We start from the raw sequence: 304 nt of genomic DNA, 5'->3' as shown, positions 1-304 counted from the left end.
TTTAGTCGTTGCCATAACTCATTCACTTCTTTTCGTAATTGCTCGATATTGTAATTTAAACGCTCCCAGTCTATATTGCCCTCCTTATGCATATGACAATATTTTGCAATTTGATTCATATTGTTTCCCATCTGACTTAAATTCCTAGCAATGATTTGTCTCGTCTCTTTATCAAATTTCGGAGAAACTAATCGACTCCCCTGTGCTTTCTTCTTTACAAAGTTTGACACACTCAACTGCAAAGTTTCAGCTGACTGCTGCAACTTTGCAAATTCGTCATCACTCACACGAAAACTGATTTGTC

1 protein-coding gene is annotated in these 304 nt (G+C 36.8%); it reads right to left on the bottom strand.

What is annotated here, in order from left to right:
* The coding region (locus JDS99_RS31220) for a plasmid mobilization protein (protein WP_199696521.1) at positions 1-304 on the bottom strand (304 nt) is incomplete at both ends.

The organism is Bacillus cereus group sp. N6 (assembly GCF_016483705.1).
In the GTDB taxonomy this organism is placed as follows: domain Bacteria; phylum Bacillota; class Bacilli; order Bacillales; family Bacillaceae_G; genus Bacillus_A; species Bacillus_A wiedmannii.
This window is presented reverse-complemented; position numbering and strand designations above follow the sequence as displayed.